The sequence below is a fragment of the Kitasatospora sp. NPDC058406 genome, from assembly GCF_042722765.1.
Classification (GTDB): Bacteria; Actinomycetota; Actinomycetes; order Streptomycetales; family Streptomycetaceae; genus Kitasatospora.
Genome location: NZ_JBHXKE010000198.1, coordinates 1 through 18936, shown reverse-complemented (window position 1 = coordinate 18936; position 18936 = coordinate 1). Strand labels below are relative to the sequence as shown.

At 74.1% G+C, this 18936-nt stretch carries 15 protein-coding genes, 1 rRNA gene and 1 pseudogene; 13 read left to right on the top strand and 4 right to left on the bottom strand.

Features of this window, described 5'->3' with window-relative positions; all coding sequences use genetic code 11:
• The 10 genes from rrf to ACFWOG_RS30395 all read left to right on the top strand — a co-directional run.
• Positions 1 to 85, top strand: a 5S ribosomal RNA gene (gene rrf, locus ACFWOG_RS30440); the annotation flags it as partial.
• A gap of 261 nt (positions 86 to 346) precedes the next feature.
• Entirely contained in the window at positions 347 to 1750 is a 1404-nt protein-coding gene (locus ACFWOG_RS30435; RefSeq protein ID WP_380362141.1) for a sensor histidine kinase, read from the top strand.
• Positions 1702 to 2367 carry a response regulator transcription factor gene (locus ACFWOG_RS30430; RefSeq protein ID WP_329877469.1) on the top strand — a complete coding sequence of 222 codons (666 nt, stop codon included), beginning with the start codon at positions 1702 to 1704 and terminating at the stop codon, positions 2365 to 2367. Before ACFWOG_RS30435 ends, ACFWOG_RS30430 begins: the two co-directional genes overlap by 49 nt.
• A gap of 195 nt (positions 2368 to 2562) precedes the next feature.
• Positions 2563 to 4257: a DUF2637 domain-containing protein gene (locus ACFWOG_RS30425; RefSeq protein WP_380362138.1), complete on the top strand. Its 1695-nt coding sequence runs from the start codon at positions 2563 to 2565 to the stop codon at positions 4255 to 4257.
• A 202-nt stretch (positions 4258 to 4459) separates the two neighbouring features.
• Positions 4460 to 5749, top strand: coding sequence for a DUF6986 family protein (locus tag ACFWOG_RS30420; protein ID WP_380362136.1), 1290 nt, complete (start codon positions 4460 to 4462; stop codon positions 5747 to 5749).
• Between the two features lie 128 nt (positions 5750 to 5877).
• Positions 5878 to 6534 carry a YigZ family protein gene (locus tag ACFWOG_RS30415; protein ID WP_329877572.1) on the top strand — a complete coding sequence of 219 codons (657 nt, stop codon included), beginning with the start codon at positions 5878 to 5880 and terminating at the stop codon, positions 6532 to 6534.
• A gap of 208 nt (positions 6535 to 6742) precedes the next feature.
• On the top strand, positions 6743 to 7057 hold the full coding sequence (locus ACFWOG_RS30410) for a cupin domain-containing protein (protein WP_329952562.1): 315 nt from the start codon (positions 6743 to 6745) through the stop codon (positions 7055 to 7057).
• 332 nt (positions 7058 to 7389) lie between these two features.
• Positions 7390 to 9351, top strand: coding sequence for a hypothetical protein (locus ACFWOG_RS30405; RefSeq protein ID WP_380362133.1), 1962 nt, complete (start codon positions 7390 to 7392; stop codon positions 9349 to 9351).
• A 113-nt stretch (positions 9352 to 9464) separates the two neighbouring features.
• Positions 9465 to 11135, top strand: a complete 1671-nt coding sequence (locus ACFWOG_RS30400) for a restriction endonuclease (RefSeq protein ID WP_380362131.1) — start codon at positions 9465 to 9467, stop codon at positions 11133 to 11135.
• A 272-nt stretch (positions 11136 to 11407) separates the two neighbouring features.
• Entirely contained in the window at positions 11408 to 12172 is a 765-nt protein-coding gene (locus ACFWOG_RS30395; protein ID WP_380362144.1) for a ZIP family metal transporter, read from the top strand.
• 88 nt (positions 12173 to 12260) lie between these two features.
• Here ACFWOG_RS30395 and ACFWOG_RS30390 read toward each other — a convergent pair whose 3' ends face one another.
• Complete coding sequence (locus ACFWOG_RS30390; RefSeq protein ID WP_380362129.1) at positions 12261 to 13187, bottom strand: LysR family transcriptional regulator; 927 nt, start codon at positions 13185 to 13187, stop codon at positions 12261 to 12263.
• 119 nt (positions 13188 to 13306) lie between these two features.
• Between ACFWOG_RS30390 and ACFWOG_RS30385 the strand changes: the two genes are divergently transcribed.
• The gene (locus ACFWOG_RS30385) at positions 13307 to 14245 is read left to right on the top strand and encodes an EamA family transporter (protein WP_329877574.1); all 939 of its coding nucleotides are present in this window, start codon (positions 13307 to 13309) and stop codon (positions 14243 to 14245) included.
• Here the strand turns inward: ACFWOG_RS30385 and ACFWOG_RS30380 are convergent.
• Positions 14139 to 14792: a MarR family winged helix-turn-helix transcriptional regulator gene (locus ACFWOG_RS30380; RefSeq protein ID WP_380362127.1), complete on the bottom strand. Its 654-nt coding sequence runs from the start codon at positions 14790 to 14792 to the stop codon at positions 14139 to 14141. The two genes, ACFWOG_RS30385 and ACFWOG_RS30380, sit on opposite strands and share 107 nt — an antisense overlap.
• Positions 14793 to 15035: 243 nt before the next feature.
• On the opposite strand from ACFWOG_RS30380, the gene ACFWOG_RS30375 reads away from it, so the two are divergent.
• Positions 15036 to 15374, top strand: a complete 339-nt coding sequence (locus ACFWOG_RS30375) for a DUF2218 domain-containing protein (RefSeq protein WP_329877485.1) — start codon at positions 15036 to 15038, stop codon at positions 15372 to 15374.
• A gap of 5 nt (positions 15375 to 15379) precedes the next feature.
• On the opposite strand, the gene ACFWOG_RS30370 is transcribed toward ACFWOG_RS30375, so the two are convergent.
• Positions 15380 to 16243 carry a phosphatase PAP2 family protein gene (locus ACFWOG_RS30370; RefSeq protein ID WP_380362124.1) on the bottom strand — a complete coding sequence of 288 codons (864 nt, stop codon included), beginning with the start codon at positions 16241 to 16243 and terminating at the stop codon, positions 15380 to 15382.
• A 325-nt stretch (positions 16244 to 16568) separates the two neighbouring features.
• Positions 16569 to 17909: a 4-aminobutyrate--2-oxoglutarate transaminase gene (gene gabT, locus ACFWOG_RS30365; protein WP_329877488.1), complete on the bottom strand. Its 1341-nt coding sequence runs from the start codon at positions 17907 to 17909 to the stop codon at positions 16569 to 16571.
• A 239-nt stretch (positions 17910 to 18148) separates the two neighbouring features.
• Between gabT and ACFWOG_RS30360 the strand changes: the two are divergent.
• Positions 18149 to 18936 (top strand): annotated as a pseudogene (locus ACFWOG_RS30360) (hypothetical protein); the annotation flags it as partial.

Below are 18936 nucleotides of genomic sequence, written 5' to 3'. Positions count from 1 at the left end.
TTACATTCCGAACCCGGAAGCTAAGCCTCACAGCGCCGATGGTACTGCAGGGGGGACCCTGTGGGAGAGTAGGACGCCGCCGAACAATCATTGTGAAGAACCCCCGTCCGGGATACGGACGGGGGTTCTTTGCGTTTCCGGAGAAGTCGAGAGAAATCGAGAGAAGTCGACGGGAATTGCGGCGACGGACGGATCGTCACCCCCCCACCGCCAGGGGTGGACCTAGCACCACCCCGGATTCGGGGTAGGACGGCCAGTGCCCGGCCGGCGGTGGGACGGAAGACTTGACCACGGCGGTCGGAGTCGGCCGGCGACATCAGGACCAGCACCAGCACCAGGAGTACCCGTGACAGCAGAGAGTCGATTCAGCGGCGGCACCGTGCGCGCCCAGGCCGAGACTGCGCTGGCGTCGGGCGGCCGCGGGCTGGCGCGGCTCTCGGGGCTGGTCCTGGGCATGGCGCCGGTCGTCGTGCTGCCGGTCCTGGGGGCGTTCTTCGCGGGTGGCACCGCCGCCTGGGCCATGGAGAACTACTACCCCGGGGCTCTCTTCGCACTGGTCGCCGGGCTGACGGCGGGTGCCACGGTGGCGGGCCTCTTCGTCCGCCGGTGCGCGGACCGAACGCGGGCCCAGCTCGTCCGGTGGTACGGGATCCGGCTGCCGGTCGAGTACAGCCCCCGACCGGCGCTGGAGGCGGACGAGCGCGGCCACTGGTGGACGGGCTACTCGTACCACCGGTCCCACTCCGTGGCGAGGCTGGCGCAGCTGCTGCACTGGTCGGCGCGGGACCGGGCGACGCGGTCGGAGATCCTCTGGCTGCTGGTCGGCCCGCTCGCGGTCGCTGCCATGGCGGCGATGGTGTCCGGACTGCTGGTCGCCGGGGTGGCGTACCTGATCAACGCGGTGGACGGCTACCAGGACTACGGGCCGGTGCCCACCGGCACGGTGCTGGCGTCGGTCCTGATCGGGCTGGCACTGATCGGCCTGGCCGTGGTGGCGTCGCCGTACGCGGTGCGGGCCTACGCGGAGCTCGCACGCCGGGTCCTGGACCAGGACGGACGGGCCTCGCACGCCCAGCTGACCAAGCGGGTGGCGGAGCTGACCGAGACCCGGGCCGACGCCGTCGGCAGCCAGGCGGCCGAACTGCGCCGGATCGAGCAGGACCTGCACGACGGTGCGCAGGCCCGGCTGGTGGCGATAGGGATGACGCTGGGCACGATCGAGCACCTGATGGAGACCGATCCGAAGGCGGCGCGGGAGCTCCTCTCCGAGGCCAGGCAGTCCTCGGCCCGGGCGCTCCAGGAACTGCGGGACCTGGTCCGCGGCATCCACCCGCCGGTGCTTGCCGAGCGCGGCCTGGGTGACGCGGTCCGTGCGCTGGCACTGGACTCCGCGCTGCCGACCGAGGTCTGCGTCAGCCTGCCGGACCGCCCGCCGGCGCCGGTGGAGGCGACGGCGTACTTCAGCATCTGCGAGTTGCTGGCCAACGCGGCCAAGCATTCGGGTGCGGAACAGGTGTGGGTGGACATCATGTACCGGGCCGGGCGGCTGCGGGTGACCGTGACGGACGACGGGGTCGGTGTGGCGGATCCGGGGAGGGGGACCGGGCTGCGCGGGATCGAGCGCCGATTGGGTACCTTCGACGGTGTCCTCGCCATCGACAGCACGTCGGGCGGTCCGACCACCATCACCCTGGAGCTGCCGTGCGAGTTGTCCTCGCCGAGGACCTCTACCTCCTTCGCGAAGGTCTGATCCGGCTGCTGGAAGCGCACGGCTTCACCATCGCGGCGGCCGTCGAGACCGGCCCGGAACTGCTGGACGCCCTGCTGACGCACCGCCCGGACGTCGCCGTGGTCGACGTCCGGCTGCCGCCGACGCTCACCGACGAGGGACTTCAGGCGGCGCTCCAGGCGAGGAAGCGGATCCCGGGCCTGCCGGTGCTGGTGCTGTCGCAGCACGTCCAGCAGCTGTACGCGCGGGAGTTGCTGGCGGACGGCACCGGCGGGATCGGCTACCTGCTGAAGGACCGGGTCTTCAACGCCGACCAGTTCATCGACGGGGTCCGACGGGTGGCCGCCGGCGGTACGGCGATGGACCCGGACGTCATCGCCAAGCTGATGCAGAGCACGTCCCGGCGGCCGGGTCCGCTCCAGCGGCTCTCGCCGCGGGAGCGCGAGGTGCTGGAGCTCATGGCGGAGGGCTGTTCGAACTCCGCCATCGCCGCCCGGCTGGTGGTGAGCGACGGTGCGGTGGCGAAGCACATCGCCAACATCTTCACCAAGCTGGAGCTCGCCCCGGCCGAGGACGCCAACCGCCGGGTCATGGCGGTGCTCGCCTACCTCAACGGGTCGGCCGAGCGGACCGGCTGACAGATCGCCCGTTCCCCCGGACGCGAGCCGGTGCCGGAGGTGACACTCCGGGCTGCGGAAACGCTGAAACAGGTGTACGAGTAAACTCCGGTGGGCCGAGCCCGGAGGTTGCTCAGCCCCGGCACCCCGACAAGCGGGAACCGGTAGCCGGGGCAGCGTACGGCCGCAGCCGACATCCAGGGGTTGATTGACGTTATGGCACGCCCATCGCTCACCAAGGCCCACCGTGGCCTGCTCGGCGTCGTGGCCGCCGGGGCCTGCCTCATCTCCGGCATCGGCTTCGCCGGGTCGTACAGCGCCGTGCGGGACCTGGCCGCGGAGAAGGGCTTCGGCAGCTTCTCCTACGCGTTCCCCATCGGTGTGGACGCCGGCATCGTGGTCCTGCTCGCGCTGGACCTGGTGCTGACCTGGCTGCGCATACCCTTCCCCCTGCTGCGGCAGACCGCCTGGCTGCTGACCGTCGCCACCATCGCCTTCAACGCCGCCGCCTCCTGGGGCGACCCGCTCGGCATGGGGATGCACGCGGTCATCCCGGTGCTGTTCGTCGTCGTGGTCGAGGCCTCCCGGCACGCCGTCGGGCGGATCGCCGCGATCACCGCGGACCGGCACATGGAGTCGGTCCGGCTGATGCGCTGGGTGCTCTCCCCGGTGCCGACCTTCCGGCTCTGGCGTCGGATGAAGCTCTGGGAGCTGCGCTCGTACGACGAGGTCGTGCGGTTGGAGCAGAACCGGCTCGTCTACCGGGCACAGCTGCGCTTCCGGTACGGGCGCGGCTGGCGCCGCTCGGCGCCGATCCAGGCACTGCTGCCGCTCAAGCTGGCCAAGTACGGGGTTCCGCTCGATCTGGCGGTGCTCGACGGGTTGGACGAGGAGGGGCGGACGCTGAGCGAGGTGCCGGCGTCCCGAGAGGTCCACGAGGTTCACGAGGTCCACGACGGCCGCGCGGCGGGTGCGCTCGCGCCGGCCGCCGTCCAGAACGGGCCGCAGGCGGACGCGTCGTCCGCGCTCCGGGTCGGGGTTCCGGCCGGACCGCAGGCCGCGGTGCCGGCGGCGCCGCAACCGCAGGCCCACGACCCGCAGCCGGAGCAGCCCGGTCGGGCCGGGGTGCAGCGGGCGCCGCAGCAGCAGGCCCAGGAGGCCAGGCCGCAGGCCGAGCCCGTGGCGGCCCCGGTCTCGGCGGCCCCTTCCGCGGTGGCGCCGATGCCGGCGGAGGTGGCCGCGCCGATGCTGGCCAAGCTCGCCGCGGTGCGGTTGCGGGCGGTTCAGGAACCGGAGGGGGAGGAGCAGCAGACCCCGCCGCAGCCCCGTGAGGAGCTGAACGTCTGGACCGAACGGGCGGTGCGGACCACGGGCCATCAGGACGACGGCGCGCCGGGCGGCCGGGTGCCCGGCCAGGCCTCGCCGTGGTTCAAGCCGCCGCGTCCGACGGAGTCCGAGCCGGAGCCGCAGCCGGTCGCCGCCGCCGCGCAGGGCGGGTCGGCCGCGGCGCCGTACGCCGGGCAGGCCGGCCGGACCGGTTACGCCGACGAGGCCGAGTACCCCGAGCAGGACGGCTACGTCGAGCAGGCCGATTACGCGGAGAGCGTCGCGGAGCAGGGCTATGCGCCGGAGTTCCAGGAGGATCCCGCCTTCGACGGGCCGGCGGAGCGTCCGATCGGCCCCGTGCCGCGTCCGGGCTCGTACCGGCTGGACCCGGAGGTCGTGTACGCGGCCCTGGTCAGCTACATCGACACCTTCGAGAACCAGCCCGATCCGCAGCGGCTGGCCGACTGGCTGACCAGGGAGTACGGCGTGATCGGCAACCGTGCGGACGGGTCGGTGCACCCGAAGGAGGTCGCCGAGCTCATCCCGGAGCTGCGTGACCGCTACGCGGCCTCGGGGCGGGACTGACCCCGCCGCAGGCCGCCCGCCTCCCACGAGGCGAGTCCCCCGCTCCCCGTTCCTCGCTCCCCGCTCCCCGTCACCCGATCGCCGGTCCGCCGTCCGGTCGGCCATTGACGCCCGACCCGGGCCGGTCTACCTTCACCTCAACAAACTGTTGAAGCGCCGGCCTGGCACGGGCCCCGCGCGCATGCCGGCGTGAGGAGTACGGATGTCGCAGGTCGAGGTGGGCGGTACCGGGCCGACGGGCGGAGCCGCGTTCTCCGCCGCCGCCCGCACCGCGGTGGAAGCGTTGCTCGCCCCGGTCGACGCCGACCTGGCCCGCCGCTACCCGGGTGACCCGGGCACCCGTCAGCCGGTCCACACCATCTACGTCCCGGCCGACGCCTTCGCCGCCGACACCGTGCGGACGTGGGGCCGGCAGGCGCTGGAGGTCTTCGACACCCACGCCGGTACCCCGGCCGAGCTGGCCCGGGCGCTCGGTGCGGCGGACGACGCGCTGCTCGCCGACGTGCACGCCCGGGTCCGGGCCAAGCTGGAACGCGAGCCGGTCGAGGACCTGCGGATCGACTTCGAGGACGGCTACGGCGCACGCCCCGACGCGGAGGAGGACGCCGCCGCCGTCCGGGCCGCCGAGCTGGTCGCCGCGGCGGTGGCGGACGGAAGCGCACCGCCGTACGTCGGCATCCGGATCAAGTGCATGGAAGCGGCCGTCCGCGACCGGGGTATCCGCACGCTGGAGCTCTTCCTCGGCACCCTGCTCGCGGACGGCGGCCTGCCCGAGGGGCTGGTGCTGACCCTGCCCAAGGTGACCTACGCCGAGCAGGTCACCGCCCTGGTCCGACTGCTGGCCGACTTCGAGCACGCCGCCGGACTGCCGGCCGGGCGGATCGGCTTCGAGATCCAGATCGAGACCACCCAGGCGATCCTCGGCCCGGACGGGCGGGCCACCGTCGCCCGGATGATCGAGGCGGCCGGTGGCCGGGCCACCGGCCTGCACTACGGGACCTTCGACTACAGCGCCTCCTGCGGGGTCGGCGCCGCGTACCAGAGCCTGGACCACCCGGTCGCCGACCACGCCAAGGCGGTGATGCAGGTGGCCGCCGCCGGTACCGGGGTCCGGCTCTCGGACGGGTCCACCAACGTGATCCCGACCGGCTCCACCGCGCAGGTGCACGCCGCCTGGAAGCTCCACCACGACCTGGTCCGCCGATCGCTGGCCCGGGCCTACTACCAGGGCTGGGACATGCACCCGGCGCACCTGCCGACCCGCTACGCCGCCGTCTACTCCTTCTACCGCGAGGGGGTGGCCGCCGCCGGTGCCCGGTTGGCCGCCTACGTCGCCAAGGCGGGCGGCGACGTGATGGACGAGCCGGCCACCGCGCGGGCCCTCAGCGGCCACCTGCTGCGCGGGCTGGACTGCGGTGCGGTCGACCTCGGCGAGGTCGCCGCGGCGACCGGCCTGGACCGGGCCCGGCTGGAGGCGCTGGCCGGTCGCTGACCGGGCCCGGCCCGGGCCCGGTGACGAGGCGGCCGGCCGGTGGCCGGGGGTTAGGCTGGCTGAGCCGCCCGGACCGCTCGTCCGGGATGCCCGCCAGCCTCGTCGTCCTCCGGGAGAACCACCGCGCCATGTCCGCCACGCCGGAGCCGACCCCCAGGCAGTACCTCACCGTCCGGGGCGCGGGCAGCCACGAGACCGAGATCAAGAAGTCGCGGTTCATCTGCCACCTCGCCCGGGTCGCCGACGAGGAGGAGGCCCAGGCGTTCATCGCCGGCATCCGTCGGCAGTACTGGGACGCCCGGCACAACTGCACCGCCTTCGTCGTCGGCGAGGAGCAGCGCCGCGAGCGCTCCAGCGACGACGGCGAGCCCGGCGGGACGGCCGGTGTGCCGATGCTGGAGGTGTTGCGCCGGCGCGGGGTCACCGACACGGCCGCCGTCGTGACCAGGTACTTCGGCGGGATCAAGCTGGGCGCCGGCGGTCTGGTGCGGGCGTACGGCAGCGCGGTGTCGGAGGCGCTGGACGAGGTCGGACTGCTGGAGCGGCGGCCGGTCGCGCTGCTGGCCGTGACGGCCGACCACACCCGGGCCGGGCGGGTCGAGAACGACCTGCGGGCGGCCGGTTACACGGTGAGCGACCTCGGCTACGGGGCGGCCGGGGTGCGGATCGAGGTCGGCGTGCCGGAACCGGAGGTCGGGGCGTTCCACACCTGGCTGGCCGAGGCGACCGGCGGCACGGCGGTCGCGGTGGCGGCGGGCCGGACGTTCGTCGAGGTGCCGGTCTGAGCCGCTGATCCCGGGAGTGCAGCGGAGCGGGGGAGCGGCGGGGCACGCATCCGGCGTGCGGTGCGCCTTCGCACACCCCCGACGGGCGGGGCCGTGCGGTCGTGCCGGTTCCGGACGAGTTTTCGGACAGATCCGGAACGACCGGTTTCGAGCCCGGTGCGCCCTGTCTAGCCTGGTCGGATCCGCCGACCAGGGAACCGAGGCCGCGATGCCCGTCGTCCAGACCATCACACTGGCCCCGGGGGACGACACCGGCTGGCACTTCCACCCGGGCCGGGTCGACGTCGTGGTGCTGTCCGGGACGCTCACCCGTACCCTGCACGACGGCCGGATCGAGGTCAGCCACGCCGGGGACTCGCTGGTCGAGCTGGGCGGGCCCGCGTACATCCACGTCGGTCACAACCGCGGGACGGTGCCCGTCGTCCTGGTCGCCACCTACGAGGCGCCGGAGGGGTGCCCGCTGGCCGTGCCGGTCACGGAGCCGGAGTGGATCCGGAGCGGTGCGGAGCGCTGCGAGGACTGAGCCCGGAGACCTCACCGAACCCCGGCCGGACGCCCGGCCGGACGTCCGGCCGGAGGAGTCGTCGGGACTGGAGCAGATCGCCGCCGACCATGCGGGGCGGCTTGAGCAGATTCACTCGAACGTATTGACGTGGCCCGGAGTCGGAACTTCCGCTCCGGGTCATGGCGTTTCCTGGGCAAGGTCCGGCGAACCGGACCAATGACCCATCGATGGAGGACACCGGACCCCACCACCGCCTTCACGGAGGTACGCGCATGACCTCGGACCGCTTTCCGTCGTCGCCCGCCCATGCCGGTCCCCCCGGCTCCAGAGGCCCCGCGACGCCCTACCGGATGACCGTCACCACCGCGCTCCCGCACGCCGAAGCCGTTGCCCTGGCCGACCGGCACCTCGCCGACTGGCTGAAACAGGAGGGGTGCGAGGAACCCCCGTCCGTCGCACCCGCGCCCGTCGTCACTCCGTCGGCCACCTTCTCCGCCCGTCCGCCCGTCCTCTCACCCGACGTTCCCGCCTCACCCGACGTACCCGCCTCGACCGACGTACCCGCCGCGGACAGACCCGGGCGCGGCCCGGTGGCCGAACGCCTCCGGCTCGGCGACCGCGTCCTGCTCGACCGTGACAGCGGCTCGCTCCGCCCCGGATTCCTCCCGGCCGCCGGCCCCGGGGCGGGCCCGGGCCGGGACCCGGACACCGGCCGTTACGACCGCCGACGGCTCCGCACACCCGCTCCGCACGGGACCGGCCAGCTCACCCTCACCGTCGCGACCGGCCCCGCAGGACCGACCTGGGTCCGGCTGGAGGCCGAGACGCACACCACCGACAGCGGTGTACGGACGCCCTGCCGGGTCCCCGTGCCCGAACTCGCCCGCACCCTGCTTCCGCTCCTGGACGCCGCCGACGGGCCGGTCGCCGTCCAGACCGTGCCACGGGTACTCACCGTGACAGGGGTCGACGACCTGATCGACGAACTCTGCGACCCCGACCGCCGGATGCCCACCGTGGTGGCCAGCGTCCCGGTCGGCCACTCCGTCGGCGAGTGGATGGCGGAGGTGGTCGGCCCGCTCAGTGACCAGTTGCCGGGGCTGGCCACCGTGTACGTCCTCGACCCGGGCGCCCGGACCAGGTTCAACGTCGCGCTGGAGCACCACGCCGTCTACGGCGGCGCGGTGCGCACCTACCTGCCCGAGGTCGACCCGGCCTCCCGGCAGGACGGCGTGCGGCACCCCGTACTGGCGAGGCGCCGGATCGAGGAGGACCTCCGCCGGGCCGCGGGACTGCTGGCCCGCGAGCCTCGCCGGATCGCCGCCGAGCTGCCGCTGCCACCCGTCCTGGCCGCCGTCCCGGTCCTCAGGGTCGTCCCGTCCTCGCCCCGACCTGCCACCCGGAGCCGGACCGAGAACCAGGCTCCGGCGTCGTGCTCGGCCCCGGCCCCGACGGGGTCGCCGGAACACCCGGCCGGCTCCCCGGCCGGAACCTCGTCGGACCGGGTCGCTGCCGGCCCGGACGCCGTCGCCGGGGCCGAGTCGGCGGCCCTCGCCCACGAGGAGCGGCAGGACCTCGCCGAGCAGCAGGCCCGGGCCGACGAACTGGAGCGGGTCCGGCACAGCCTGCGCCGCGAGCGCCGTCGCGCAGGCCGGGGGCGTGCGCCGTCCGGCCGCCTCTGCACCTTCCCCACCATTCCCGGCGGAGCGGCCGGACCGGCGCCGGTCGCCGCGGGTGCCGGATCACCGACTACACGCGGGTGCCCGCCGCCCGCTCCCGCCGGCGCCGGGCGGCGCTCCGGCCGACGGGCCGCGCCGACCGACACCCCCGCCACCTTCACCGAGCTGATGGCCCGGCTGGGCGAGTTCCCGCTGCTCACCTTCACCGGCGACCAGAAGGCCGCCATCGCCCTCGACGAACTGCGCTGCACCGGCACCGGCTGGGCCCGGCTCACCTGGGACGGCCTGACGGCGCTCCAGGAGTACGCCGAGGCCGCCGTACGCGGCCGGGCCGGCGGTGACTTCAAGCAGTGGTGCGAGCGCACCCCGGCCGGCTGTCACCGCTTCCCGCCCCGCAAGGCGGTGCGCGGGGAGTCCCGGACGGTGTTCAGCCACACCAAGTGGAAACGCGAACGGATGCTGCCGGTGCCCGAGTGCGTCGACGCCTCGCGGCGCGCGTTCATGGGTGCCCACCTGCGGATCGGCGGCGGTCGCACCGCGCCCAGGCTGCACTACCTCGACGACTGCTCGGGCAGTGGCCGGATCTATGTCGGCTACATCGGCCTGCACCTGACCAACACCCGCACCAACTGAGAGGCTTGGCTGACCGGTGCGTCCGTTCGGTGGACAATGTCCGGCAGGGGCCGACCTCGGGGTCGCCGGATGCCCCGGGCAGGCGCCGGACGAGCATGGGGGAACGACCACCGATGCAGTACTCAGCAGACGGCCAGTCCGACGGTGCGCTCACGGCCCCCCGACCGGGCTTCCTGGCCTCGGTCTTCCGCGACCTCGGGGTTGACGGGCCGGACGGGGACGGCCGGCCCGACAGCCCCGCCGGTGCCGCCGCCGACACGGGGCCGGGCGGTGCGCCGCCGGGCCCCGCACCTGACGACCCGTACGGCGCGGGCGGTGACGAGGCCGTCGCCGCGCACGCCCGCGCCGCCGCGCTGACGCACCACCGCACGCTCACCGTCCAGGCCGAGCACGAGCGGCTGGCCGACCTGCTGCGGCGGGCCGCCCTGCCCGTCTCGGCCATGGACTTCGAGAGCCAGCTGCGCCGCTACGAGCCGCGGCCCTACCCCTCCGACGGTCCTGCGGCCGGGCCGGGCGAGGACCCGGAACCGCGCTGGGAGGACTTCGCCCCCGCCGGACCGCCGGCCGCCGACCCCGACGAGGCCCCGTCCCGCCGGCTGCTGGACTCCGGCTACCAGCGCGAGCTGGCCCAGGCCCGGCTCACCCACCAGCGCACCCTGCGCGAGTGGCGTACCCGGCGGGCCGAGTCCGGCAGCCCGGCCGTGGACGGGCAGCGGCGGGCCCACGAGGAGTCCGAGCAGGCCCGGGCGCGCGCGGTCCGCGAGTACAACGAGTCGCTGGAGGAGTGCCGCCGGGCGTACCGGCTGGCCGAGCCGGCCGCCGTCGAATCGCTGCTGGAGCGGGCGCTCGCCTCGGCCGAGACCGCGACCCAGGACCTGCCCGCCCCCTGCCGGGCCGTCTACCGTCCGCTGACCCGGACCGCCGTGCTCGACCTCGACCTGCCGTCCCTCGACGTCGCGCCCTCGCTGGCCGGCTACCGGCTCGGTGCCGACGGCGAGATCCTCCCGGTGCCGCGCCCGCCCGCCGACCGGGCCGCCGACTACCTGCGCCTGGTCGCCAGGCTGGCGCTGCGCGCGCTCCAGGCCGCCGACGCGGTCGACACCGACGAGATACTGGCCGGCGTCGTGCTCAACGGCTGGCTGCGCGAGCCGGGTACGGGCGAGCCGCACTGCCTGCTGAGCGTGGACGCCGACCGGGACGCGCTGGCCCGCACCAGGCTGCTGCCGCCGGCCGATCCCGACGAGGAACCGGACGGCGAGGGCGTCTACGCGGACGCCGAACAGGACGAGGCCCTCGTCCGGTTGCGCAGGCTGGGCGCGGCCGTCACCCCCGACCCGTACGCCCGGGTGGTCGTTGAACCGGCCGCACTGGCGGCCGCCGCCGTGCCGGCCGCACCGGACCTCTCGGGCAACGAGTTCGCCCAACTGGTCCGTGAACTGCTCACCCGGGGCGGGCTGGCGCAGTGGAGCGTCCGGCTGCGCGGCCGGGCAGGGCTGGTCGCCACCGGTGAGGGACCGGCCGGCAGCGCGCTGCCCGGCCGCTGGGTGGTCTGGGCCTCCCGCAGCACGGACGCGGTGGGTGAGGAGGAGATCCGGACGCTGGCGGAAGCGGTCCGGGAGGAGTCGGCCGAGCGCGGGCTCCGGCTGACCACCGGCCGGTTCACCGACGCCGCGCTCGACCTCACTGGTGAGGACGGGCACCGGCACATCCACCTGGTCGACGGCGAGGGCGTCCGCGAGCTGGCCCGCACCCACCTCGGCCTGCCGCTCGCCGCAGGGCTCTGAGCGGGACGGACCCCGCACGGCGGCTCACCCTGACGGACCGTCCGGCGGGCGCCGCCCGGTGGCCCGCGTGAGGCTGGGGGCACGGGCGTCCGGGTGAACCGGGGCCCGGCCGAATGGCGGCACCCGGCGTCGGACGGGTTCGCGAGACCGACCGGCACCGGCCGGCGGCCGGCCCGGGGACGGGCGGGACACGGGGGAGAGGGAATGGACAGACGGTCCGCCACGGCGGAGGAGCGGTGACCGCGATCCTGGTCGCGGCGGGGGCGTTCCTGATGACGCTGCTGGGCGGCTGGGTCGCCCAGCGCACCGGGGACCGCCGCCACCTGGTGCTCGGCTTCGCCGCCGGGCTGATGCTCGGCGTGGTGGCCTTCGACCTGCTCCCGGAGGCGCTGCACCAGGCGCCCGAGGAGTTCCACGGGGTGCCGCAGGCCCTGCTGATGTTCGCGGCCGGCTTCCTGACCATCCACATCGTCGAGCGGGCGGTCGCCATTCACCGCGGCCACGAGGACGAGTACGCCGAGCACACCCACGGCCAGCGGTCCGTGTCCGGCCACGCGCACGGCCACTCCCACGGCCGCACCCGGTCCGGCCTCGACGGACAGCAGGGCGTGGGCCTCACCGCGGCGCTCGCCCTGGTCGGCCACAGCCTGATGGACGGCTTCGCGATCGGCGCGGCCTTCCAGGCCGGCACCACGGTCGGGACGGTGGTGGCGATCGCCGTGGTCGCCCACGACTTCGCCGACGGCTTCAACACCTACACGCTGACCCGGCTCTACGGGAACGACCGACGGCGGGCGCTGACGCTGCTCGCGGCGGACGCGATCGCGCCGGTGACGGGGGCGGCGATCACCCTGCTGTTCACCATCTCCGAGCACGTGCTCGGCCTCTACCTCGGGTTCTTCGCCGGCTTCCTGCTCTACCTGGCGACCTCCGACATCCTCCCCGAGGCACACAGCCCGCACCCCTCGCGCTCCACGCTGCTCTGCACCCTCGTCGGTGTGGGCTTCATGTGGCTGGTGATCGGCTTCGCCGGCTGACGGCGGGGCCGCCGGTGCCAGGGCGCCCGTCAGGCCGTCACCTCCCGGCCACGGTCACCTCCCGGCCACGGTCACCTCCCGGCCGCGGTCACCTCTCGGTCGCGGTCACCTCTCGGCCGCGGGCGGCCCACCGCGCCTGCAGCGCGCCCAGGGCCTCGGTGATCGCCGGGCGCCGCGAGGCCTGCGAGCGCCAGAGCGCGAACACCCGCCGGGCAGGCTCCGGGACCACCGGCCGTGCGACCACGCCCGACGGCAGCACGCCCCGGCCCAGTCGGGGCACCAGACCGACGCCGAGCCCCGCCGCGATCAGCGCGATCTGGGTCTCGAACTCGCCGACCCGGTAGTGGACGTCGGGCTCCTCACCGGCCTCCCGCAGCGTCCGGACCAGCCAGTCGTGGCAGATGTTGCCGGGCGGCACGCTGATCCAGCGCTGCTCGCGGAGCCGGCCCACCGGCACCACCGAGAGTCCGGCCAGCGGATGGCCGGCGGGAAGCAGCAGGTCCACCGGGTCGGGGCCGAGATCCAGCCGGGAGAGTCCCTCCTGCACCGGCAACGGCACCGTCGGCCAGTCCTGGACCAGCGCCAGGTCCACCTCGCCGCGGGCCACCAGATCGGCGGCCGGGTAGGGATCGCTCTCCAGCAGCCGCACGTCCAGGTCCGGGCACCGCGTGCGCAGATCGGTCAGCACTCCTGGCATCAGCCCCCGGGCGCCGGTGGCGAACGCGGCCACCGTCAGCCGCCCGACCGCCTGGCCGCGCTGCTCCTCCAGCCGCACCTCGGCCCGTTCCACCAGGCCCAGCACCGCCTGTGCGGTGGCGGCCAGCTCGCGCGCGGCGTCCGTCAGCACCACCCCGCGGCCCTGACGTTCCAGCAGCACCGTCCTGGTCTCCCGCTCCAGCTTGGCGATCTGCTGCGAGACGGCGGACGGGGTGAACCCGAGGGCCGCCGCCGCCCCGCCGACCGAACCGTGCACGGCCACCGCGTGCAGCGCCCGCAGGCGCCCCAGATCCATCATGGGTCCATCATGCAGCAACGCTTAAGCATGGCCTTCAGTATTCATCGCTGGTGCTGCACGATGGCGGCGGTCATCCTCGATCCATGAGCGCAACCCCGCAGGCCGCCCCCGGCGCCGGCATGAGCCCGCGTCACATCGCCCTGGCCGTCCTGGTGGCCGCCGTGTGGGGCCTCAACTTCGTCCTCATCCACGTCGGCCTGCAGAACTTCCCGCCCCTGCTCTTCTGCGCGCTGAGGTTCGCCGTGGTCGCCGTCCCGGCGATCTTCTTCATCGGCCCGCCCAGGGTCGCCGTGCGGTGGGTGCTCGCCGTCGGCCTGGTGCTCGGGGTGGTCAAGTTCGGTCTGCTCTTCCTGGGCATGCACGCCGGGATGCCGGCCGGCCTCTCCTCCCTCGTGCTCCAGGGGCAGGCCGTCTTCACCGCGCTGTTCGCTGCCGTCCTGCTGGGCGAGCGGCCCGGCGGGCGGCGGCTGACCGGGCTGGCGGTCGCGCTCGCCGGGATCGGACTGAGCGCCGTCGACCGCGGCGTCGGCGGACCGGTCGGCGCGTTCGTCCTGGTCGTCCTCGCCGCGACCGCCTGGGGCCTCTCCAACGTGCTGACCCGCAAGGCCGCCCCGCCGGACGCGCTGCGCTGGATGGTCTGGGTCAGCGCCGTCCCGCCGCTGCCACTGCTCGGCCTCTCGCTGCTGGTCGAGGGACCGGAGGCCGACCTGCGCGCGCTGCGCGAGATCACCCCGGCCGGACTGGGCGCGATCGGCTACGTCGGGCTGGTCTCCACCCTGTTCGGGTTCGTCGCCTGGAGCTACCTCCTGCGCAGCTACGACGCCACCGCGGTCGCGCCCTACTCGCTGCTGGTGCCGGTGTTCGGGATGTCCTCGGCCTGGCTGCTGCTCGGAGAACCGGTCAGCCCCCTGGCCGGCGCCGCCGCGCTGCTGGTGATCGCCGGGATCGGGATCACCGCCCTGCGCCCGGGGACGGTCGGCACGGCGGCGTGGTGGCCGCGTACGCGGCCTCGGCGGTCCGCAGTGCCCGCAGCAGCACGTCCTGGTCGGCGGGGCTGACCGGACCGAAGTACTCCTGGGCCACCTCGTGCCGGACCTGGCCGATCTGCTCCACCGCCGACCGGCCGGCCGCGGTCAGCACGATCCGTACGGCGCGGCGGTCGGCGGGGTCCGGGGCCCGCTCGACCATTCCCGCCTCCTCCAGCGCGTCGACCACGGTGGTGGCCGAGCGGGGGGCGATGTGCAGCCGGTCGGCGAGATCGCTCAGGCGCATCGCCCGGCCGGGCAGCTCGCAGCCGGGCACGTGCGCCAGGGCCCGCAGGGCGCGGCCCTGGCCGGGAGTGATGCCGTAGGGCTCCAGCCGCTCGCTGGTGCGGCGGCGGATCCGCTTGATCGCCCGGGTCATCGCGTCGGCCAGCTCGGCGGCGGTGTCGGCGGCACGCGCTTCGGTGGCGTTCGCCTCGCCGGAGCCCGCTTCCCCGGGAGCGGCTTCCCCGGGGAGCGCCTCCTCGCGCTTCGTTTCCTCGCGCTTCGCTTCCTCGGGATTCGCGCCGGTGTTCGGAACGGGGGAGGAGCTCGCCGCGTCGTCGGTCGGCGTGGTGGTCATGGGCGGATCTCCTCGGCAGGTGTTCGGCCAAGGGTATCGGCCGCCTCGGGCGCGGGACCGGGGTCGAAGGAGGCCGGGGCCAGGACCGGGGGCCGCTCCGGAGCCGGGCGGGAGCCGTTCGAGGGCAGGTCGGGAACCGGTTGCGGACCGCGGGCCGAAAAATGTTGAGCCAGGCTCAGTATCTGGGTTAGCGTAGCCCGAGTGAGGGCGACCTAAGTTCCCTCCCCGCACCTTGGAGAGCCAATGCCCCGCTCCGAAGCACGCGTCGCCACCGACCGTTCCGCCCGCTACGCCAAGCAGCTCGCCGCCCACATGGGCCGCAAGATCCAGGCCGACTGGTCCGAGGAGACCGGCCGCGGCACCCTCACCTTCGGTCTGGGCACCGCCACGCTGGAGGCCACCCCCGACGCACTGCTGCTCGCGGTCGAGGGCGAGACCGCGAACCTTCCGGGCCTGGAGGACGTGGTCGGACGCCACCTGGTCCGCTTCGGCGCCCGCGACGAGCTGGTCGTCGAGTGGCGGCGCGACAACGGCGAGACCGGCCTCGTCCACCGGAACGACGAGGAGCCGGCCGAGAGCTGAGCCCGTCAGCGGCCCGTCGGGGAGCCGGGACCACCCGGTCGACGGCGGGCCGGGAGCCACCGGGCGAGGGCCAGGAGGACCAGCCCGCCCAGGCACCAGCTGGCCACCACGTCCAGCAGCCAGTGATAGTCGCTCCACACCAGCCCCAGCCCCACGCCCGCCGACAGGAGAGCCGCCCCCTCCGCCAGTCGGCGCCGCGAGCGGGGCCCTGCCGTCCGGGCCAGCAGCAGCGCCGCCACCCCGTACGCGAGCGTCGCGGTGGCGGTGTGCCCGGACGGGTACCAGCCCCACTGGTCGGCCGCCAGCGGCAGCCCGAACGGGCCGGGCCGCGCGAACCACGCCTTCGCCGGGACCACCAGCAGCGGGATCAGCCCGGCCGTCAGCACCGCGACCGCGCCCGGCAACCACCAGCGTGACACCCCCGCGAGGCGATCCCGCCAAGCGGCCACGGCCCCGCCGAGGAACAGCACCGGCACCGCCACGGCGCCGCCGCCCAGGTCGGACAGTGCCTTGCCGAGATGGTTGAGCAGGGCGCTGTGCAGCTCGTGCCGGGTCTCCCGGACGGCGCTCCGCGCCCAGCGGTCCAGTCCGAGCAGCGGGCCGTCCACCGCCACCTGCCAGGACACCACCACCAGCACCACCGCGAGCAGCACCGGCACCGCCGGACGGCCGAGGACGCGGGACAGCCGCCCCGGAGCAGGGGGGAGAGCTCCGGGGCGGCTCTGATGATCGCCGTTCCGTGCGTCCCGGGGGGTGTGGGTCGGACGGTCGGTCGATCGGCCTTCGGTGTGTGCCGCCCCGCGGGGGACGGCCTGGTTGTCCTCGCGGCCGGCGTACGGAACCGCCAGCGGCTGGGGCTCGCTGTCCATCTGTGATGACACTACGTCAAGGTCCTTGCACGGCCGAGGAGCTTCAGCGATTCCGCACACCATCTTCACCGCCCCGCAGCCGGCGCCACACGGGGTCCGCATCGGGGTCCGCATCGCCGTTCGAACCGGGGGCGCACCGGGGTCGCGCGGGGCGGCGCCGAGCCCGGATGCCTGCTCGACCGGCCCGTCCGGCGAAACCGAACGGCCCGTGGGGACGGGCGTCCCCACGGGCCGATCAGCGCTGTCCGGACATCCCTCCGGCGGGTATCGTGCGGCGCCCCTGTACGGCGCCCGGGGCACTGCGGTGCCGTCGACGGCGAGGACCTCAGACGGCGGCGAAAGCGCCCTCGATGATGTCCAGGCCCTCGTTCAGCAGGTGCTCCGGCATGACCAGCGGCGGCAGGAAACGCAGCACGTTGCCGTAGGTGCCGGCGGTCAGCACCACCAGGCCCTCCGCGTGGCACGCCTTGGCGACGGCCGCGGTGACCTCGGCGTTCGCCTCCTTGGTGCCCGGCTTCACCAGCTCGACCGCGACCATCGCGCCGCGACCGCGGACCTCGCCGATGACGTCGAACTTCTCCTGCATCGCCCGCAGGCGGCCCAGCATGATCTCGCCGATCCGCTGCGCCTTGCCGTTGAGGTCCTGCTCCTTCATGGTCTCGATGGCGCCCAGCGCGGCGGCGCAGGCCACCGGGTTGCCGCCGTAGGTGCCGCCCAGGCCACCCGCGTGCGCGGCGTCCATGATCTCGGCGCGACCGGTCACCGCGGCCAGCGGCAGACCGCCGGCGATGCCCTTCGCGGTGGTGATCAGGTCCGGGACGATGCCCTCGTCGTCACACGCGAACCACTGGCCGGTGCGGCAGAAGCCGGTCTGGATCTCGTCCGCGACGAAGACGATGCCGTTGTCCTTGGCGAACTCCACGATCGCCGGCAGGAAGCCCTTGGCCGGCTCGATGAAGCCGCCCTCGCCCTGGATCGGCTCGATGATGATCGCGGCGACGTTCTCGGCACCGATCTGCTTGGTGATGATCTCGATCGCCTGCGCGGCCGCCTCGGCGGCGCAGTTCTCGGCACCGGTCAGCCAGCGGTACGGGTAGGCCACCGGCACCCGGTAGATCTCCGGGGCGAACGGGCCGAAGCCCTGCTTGTACGGCATGTTCTTCGCCGTCAGACCCATGGTCAGGTTGGTGCGGCCGTGGTAACCGTGGTCGAACACCACGACGGCGGTGCGCTTGGTGTACGCGCGGGCGATCTTCACCGCGTTCTCGACGGCCTCGGCACCCGAGTTGAACAGCGCGGTGCGCTTGTCGTGGTCGCCCGGGGTCAGCTCGTTGAGCTGCTCGGCCACGGCGACGTAGCCCTCGTACGGGGTCACCATGAAACAGGTGTGCGTGAAGGCGGCCAACTGCTCGGACGCCTTGGCCACCACGGCCTCGGCGCTGTTGCCGACGTTGGTCACGGCGATACCGGAGCCGAAGTCGATCAGCGAGTTGCCGTCCACGTCCTCCAGCACGCCACCGTTGGCACGGGACACGTACACCGGCAGGGTGGTGCCGACGCCGGCCGCCACCGCACCCAGCTTGCGGGCCTGCAGCTCCTGCGACTTCGGACCGGGGATCGCGGTGACCAGGCGGCGCTCCTGCGGGAGCGGCGTTGCGGCGCTCATGGGTTTCTCCAGACTTCTCGGCTCGGTGCTTCGCAGGCTACGGCGGGCCTCCCCGGCCGGGCATGCGCCACTCGGTAGCACTGCGCCGTCCGACTTGTCCGGCGCGGCCAGCGCGGGCGACGCGACTACCGGCGGCCCGCACTCCACTACATTGAGCGCGGGCGTGTCGCCGGGGCGGCGGCATGGGTATGGCGGCACCGACGGCGGTCGGGCCGGCGGGCGAGGGAGCGGGGCCGTACATGGGACCGGACGGGGCACAGAACCACGGCGAGCGGACCACCGCCACCCCCTTCACCCCCATGCCCCGCCCACGGCCCCCGGCCCAGCTCCCCTTCGACCTCCCCACCTGGGTCGCCGCCCCCCGCCCCGAAGCCGCCCCGGGCATCTTCCGCCAGGGGCACCGGCAGCTCGACCCTGAACGGGCGGAAGTGGCGAAGGTACCCACTGGGCCTTTGTTGTGGCGGGCGTTGTTGAACGTCGTTGCGACGGTCATCACCTACTACGTCGGCACCGTAGTGTTGATGTATGCGGCGGGGTTCTTCCTCCGCTGGTTCGACGGGACATCGCCGGAGCAGTTCGATGTGGTCCAAATACTCATCAATATCGTCACCATCGGCTGTGCGGCGGCGGTCTTCTGGCGGACAGGGCGATGGCAGGAGGTGGGACGGCGATTCCTCACCCGAGCAGGCTGGCGCCAGAACATCGCCCCGGTACTCGCCCGGGCTGTCACACACGAGGGGTCCGGGCCGGTCAAGTCCGTCGACGAGACCGAGCCGCTGCCCACGGTCGATCCCTGGGCCGTTCAGCGAGGGAGTGGTGCCGTGGCGGCTGCTGAGCGGTTGGACCGAGCGATGGTGGGCGACGTCGACTTCGTGCGGATTCAGCGGGCCTGGGAATCGGCTCAGGCAGATCCCGCCTACGTTCCGGCTTTTGTGGAACAGGTGATGGAGCGGGGAGCGGCGGCGTTCAGCCACCCCTCGGAAAATCGCGACCTGCCTGGGGGCGGGGCGGGGCGCGACCTGGTGCT

Excerpts from the sequence above, each read along its gene's own strand:
- gabT (WP_329877488.1), bottom strand. The coding sequence starts at position 17,909 with ATGAGCGCCGCAACGCCGCTCCCGCAGGAGCGCCGCCTGGTCACCGCG.
- ACFWOG_RS30390 (WP_380362129.1), bottom strand. The coding sequence starts at position 13,187 with ATGATGGATCTGGGGCGCCTGCGGGCGCTGCACGCGGTGGCCGTGCAC.
- ACFWOG_RS30400 (WP_380362131.1), top strand. The coding sequence starts at position 9,465 with ATGCAGTACTCAGCAGACGGCCAGTCCGACGGTGCGCTCACGGCCCCC.
- ACFWOG_RS30370 (WP_380362124.1), bottom strand. The coding sequence starts at position 16,243 with ATGGACAGCGAGCCCCAGCCGCTGGCGGTTCCGTACGCCGGCCGCGAG.
- ACFWOG_RS30420 (WP_380362136.1), top strand. The coding sequence starts at position 4,460 with ATGTCGCAGGTCGAGGTGGGCGGTACCGGGCCGACGGGCGGAGCCGCG.
- ACFWOG_RS30395 (WP_380362144.1), top strand. The coding sequence starts at position 11,408 with ATGACGCTGCTGGGCGGCTGGGTCGCCCAGCGCACCGGGGACCGCCGC.
- ACFWOG_RS30375 (WP_329877485.1), top strand. The coding sequence starts at position 15,036 with ATGCCCCGCTCCGAAGCACGCGTCGCCACCGACCGTTCCGCCCGCTAC.
- ACFWOG_RS30405 (WP_380362133.1), top strand. The coding sequence starts at position 7,390 with ATGACCGTCACCACCGCGCTCCCGCACGCCGAAGCCGTTGCCCTGGCC.
- ACFWOG_RS30385 (WP_329877574.1), top strand. The coding sequence starts at position 13,307 with ATGAGCCCGCGTCACATCGCCCTGGCCGTCCTGGTGGCCGCCGTGTGG.
- ACFWOG_RS30380 (WP_380362127.1), bottom strand. The coding sequence starts at position 14,792 with ATGACCACCACGCCGACCGACGACGCGGCGAGCTCCTCCCCCGTTCCG.
- ACFWOG_RS30425 (WP_380362138.1), top strand. The coding sequence starts at position 2,563 with ATGGCACGCCCATCGCTCACCAAGGCCCACCGTGGCCTGCTCGGCGTC.
- ACFWOG_RS30410 (WP_329952562.1), top strand. The coding sequence starts at position 6,743 with ATGCCCGTCGTCCAGACCATCACACTGGCCCCGGGGGACGACACCGGC.
- ACFWOG_RS30415 (WP_329877572.1), top strand. The coding sequence starts at position 5,878 with ATGTCCGCCACGCCGGAGCCGACCCCCAGGCAGTACCTCACCGTCCGG.